Here is a 3,496-nt window from a genome sequence, read left to right as displayed (position 1 = left end):
GCGGCCCGGGCAGGCAGCCCCATCGACCGGAGCGAACGGCACGCTCGCTCAGTAGGTGTGAGCGAGAGTGCCGTTCGCTCATCGGGGGGGGTCGGGGACGCTCACCCCGCGGGAGCACGCCGTTCTCGGGCTGGTCGCGGAGGGGCGGACGAACCGGCAGGTCGGCGAGGTCCTCTACATCTCCGAGAAGACCGTCAGCGTCCATCTCTCCCGGGTGATGGCCAAGCTGGGTGCCTCCAGTCGCACCGAGGCGGTCTCCGTCGGCTACGAGCGGGGCCTGATCCTCCCCGGACTACCGTTCGGTAACTACACTCCCTGAGGCGCCGGTCACCGTGGACCGCGCAGGGAGGACGGGCCCATGCCCAGCGACACCACCACCCGCCCGCAGCCCGATCTGTCGGACATCGCGGGGTTCTGGACGCTCCCCGTCGCCGAGCGGGCCGCCGCCTTCGCGTGGCTGCGCGAGCACGATCCGGTGTCCCACCACGCCGACCCGAACTTCGGCCACCTCGAACCGGGAGCGGGCTTCCACGCGCTGACCCGGCACGCGGACGTCGTCGAGGCCAGCCGGACCCCGCAGGTCTTCACCTCCGGCTCGGGCTCGACCTCCCTGCTCGACCAGCCCCCGGAGTTCCGCGAGTTCTTCGGCTCGATGATCAACCTCGACGACCCGCGGCACGCCCGGCTGCGCCGGATCGTCTCCCGCGGCTTCACCCCGCGGCGGCTGGCCGAGCTCACCGCGGACGTCGAGCGGTCGGCCGCCCGGATCGTCGACGACGTCATCGACCAGGGCGGGTGCGACGCCGTCACGGAGATCTCCGCCCGGCTCCCCCTGAAGATCGTCTGCGACCTGATGGGCATCCCGGAGTCCCAGCACCGCTTCGTGTTCGACCGGTCCAACGTGATCCTCGGCGCCCAGGACCCGGAGTACGTCCCCGAGGGCACCGACGTGATCACCGCCCTGCTCACCGCGGGCGGCGAGCTGGCCGCGCTGATGAAGGACCTCGGCGCCACACGGACCGCGAACCCCACGGACGACGTCACCTCCGCGCTGGTCAACACGGAGGTCGACGGCGAGCGGCTCACCCCGGACGAGCTCGCCAGCTTCTTCATCCTGCTCGTCGTGGCGGGCAACGAGACCACCCGCAACGGGATCAGCTGGGGCCTGCAGCTGCTCACGGACCACCCGGAGCAGCGGGCGGCCTGGCTGGCCGACCTCGACGGCGTCACCCCGACCGCCGTGGACGAGATCGTCCGGCTCGCCTCCCCCGTGATCTTCATGCGACGCACGCTGGCCGCCGACGCGGAGCTGGGCGGGACGCCGCTGCGCATGGGCGACAAGGTGGCGTTGTTCTACTGGGCCGCGAACCGCGATCCCGCGGTGTTCACCGACCCGGACCGGTTCGACGTCCGCCGCTCGCCGAACCCGCACCTGGGGTTCGGCGGGCCGGGCCCGCACTTCTGCCTGGGCGCCCACCTCGCCCGCCGCGAGATGGCGGTGATGTTCCGCGAGCTGCTCACCCGGGTGCCGGACGTCCACGTCTCCGGCGAGCCCGAGCGGCTGCGGTCGATGTTCATCAACGGGATCAAGCACCTGCCCGTCTCCTTCACGGCCGGGGGCTCGCGGTGAACTACCCCGAGGTGCCGGTCGGGGCCGTCCTCGCGGGCGCCGCGCGCCGCTGGACCGACCGCGTGGCGCTGCACTACGGGGACCGCGAGCTGACCTACACCGCCCTGTACGAGCGGGCCTGCGCCTTCGCCCACGCGCTGCGCGAGCAGGGGATCCGACCCGGCGACGTCGTCGCGATCCACCTGCCCAACTGCCCGCAGTACGCGATCGCCTACTACGGGATCCAGCTGGCGGGCGCCACGTTCACCCCCGCCAACCCGCTGCTGCCACCCCCCGACCTGGCGGCGCAGCTCGCCGACTCCGGGGCCGTGGCGATCGTGAGCTGGGAGCAGGCCTCCGCGGCGGTGCCCCGGGAGGGGCTGCGGTTCGCGCTGGTCACGAACCGGGAGCAGGGCCTCGACCCGAGCGTGCGGCTGCCCGGGCAGGACTTCGAGGAGTTCCACGCGGGCTCCCCCACGACCCCGCCGGAGGTCGAGATCGACCTCGCGGGGCTCGCCCACCTCGCGTACACCGGCGGGACCACCGGGCGGTCGAAGGGCGTGATGCTGCCGCACCGCAACGTCGTCACGAACGTCCTGCAGTACGCCTGCCTCGGCACCGGCACCCGACCCGCGCTCGACGACGAGGGCGGGATCGTGCTCGTCGACCAGGGTCCGCCGGAGGACTACCCCGTCCGGCTCGGCGAGAGCGTGGTCGTGAACATCACGCCATGGTTCCACGCCATGGGCACGGTCGGCGGGCTGAACATCCCGCTGCTGTCCGGCACCACGAGCGTGCTGCACGAGCGGTTCGACCCGGCGGCGTACCTGGCGGACGCCGAGCGGTTCCGGGTCACCTCGCTCGGCGGCGCCCCGCCGCTCTACGCCGCGCTCCTGCGTCACCCGGACCTCGACGGACGGGACCTCTCCTCCGTCCGCTCGCTGACCTCCGGGGCCGCGCCGCTCGCCGTCGAGATGATCGAGGCGCTGCACCGGCGACTGGGCTCCGACGTGGTGGTCGTGGAGGGCTACGGGCTCACCGAGGTCACCATGGGGGCCACCCAGAACCCCACGGCCCGCTCGGCCGAGCGCAGGCAGGGCACCGTGGGGCTGCCCGTGCCGGACACCGAGGTCCGGGTCGTCGACGCCGAGGGGAACCCGGTGCCGACCGGGGAGCCCGGCGAGGTCTGCATCCGCGGGCCGCAGGTCATGACCGGGTACAAGGACCGCCCGGAGGAGACCGCGGCCACGCTGCGGGACGGCTGGCTGCACAGCGGCGACATCGGCGTGCTCGACGCGGACGGCTACCTGCGGATCGTCGACCGGACGAAGGACATGCTGCTCTACAAGGGCTACAACGTGTACCCCCGGGAGCTGGAGGAGCTGCTGTTCCGTCAGGACGGGGTGGTCGGCGCCGCCGTCGTCGGCAGGCCGGATCCGGAGGTCGGGGAGCTGGCGGTGGCGTTCGTGGTGGCGCCGGGCCGGAGCCGGGAGGACGCCGAGGCGATCCGCGAGACGGTGAACGCCCAGGTCCTGCCCTACAAACGGATCAGGGAGATCCGGCTGGTGGCGGAGATCCCGGTGTCCGCGGCGGGGAAGGTGCTGAAGCGGGAGCTGAGGGAGCTGCTGCGCTGAACGGTCCAGGCCCTGACGTGCGGTCGTCCCCACTCCTGACGAACCCGATCGGGTGAGGGCGACGACCCGCGTTAACGGTGCCGTGTGACGGCTCGATTACCCGGACGTGACCGTCCTGCCCGCGTTCCCCCTCGCACCCGCCGTCGACCCGGCGGCGCCGACGATGGCGATCCCGAGGCAGTCCCGAGGAGCTCACCGGGTCCGGTACCCGCAGGAGCGCTCGCGTGTGCCGGTCACGCCCGTGCGGGTCGAG

At 72.9% G+C, this 3,496-nt stretch carries 2 protein-coding genes and 1 pseudogene; all 3 read left to right on the top strand.

The annotated features are described in order from the left end of the window. Positions 1 to 100: 100 nt before the first annotated feature. A pseudogene (locus H5J29_RS25600) lies at positions 101 to 319 on the top strand (response regulator transcription factor); the annotation flags it as partial. A 39-nt stretch (positions 320 to 358) separates the two neighbouring features. After that, complete coding sequence (locus tag H5J29_RS35405; protein ID WP_181783578.1) at positions 359 to 1,630, top strand: cytochrome P450; 1,272 nt, start codon at positions 359 to 361, stop codon at positions 1,628 to 1,630. Continuing rightward, on the top strand, positions 1,627 to 3,243 hold the full coding sequence (locus H5J29_RS25590; protein WP_181783577.1) for a class I adenylate-forming enzyme family protein: 1,617 nt from the start codon (positions 1,627 to 1,629) through the stop codon (positions 3,241 to 3,243). Before H5J29_RS35405 ends, H5J29_RS25590 begins: the two co-directional genes overlap by 4 nt. The last annotated feature ends 253 nt before the right edge of the window (positions 3,244 to 3,496 follow it).

Origin of the sequence: Pseudonocardia pini (genome assembly GCF_013870575.1) — a bacterium.
GTDB classification, from domain to species: Bacteria; Actinomycetota; Actinomycetes; order Mycobacteriales; family Pseudonocardiaceae; genus Pseudonocardia; species Pseudonocardia pini.
Note: the sequence above shows the minus strand (reverse complement) of the source record. Positions and strands in the feature narration are given on the sequence as shown.

What these genes read in the sequence shown, in the direction of transcription:
- H5J29_RS35405 (WP_181783578.1), top strand. Translation starts at nt 359, where the DNA reads ATGCCCAGCGACACCACCACCCGCCCGCAGCCCGATCTGTCGGACATC.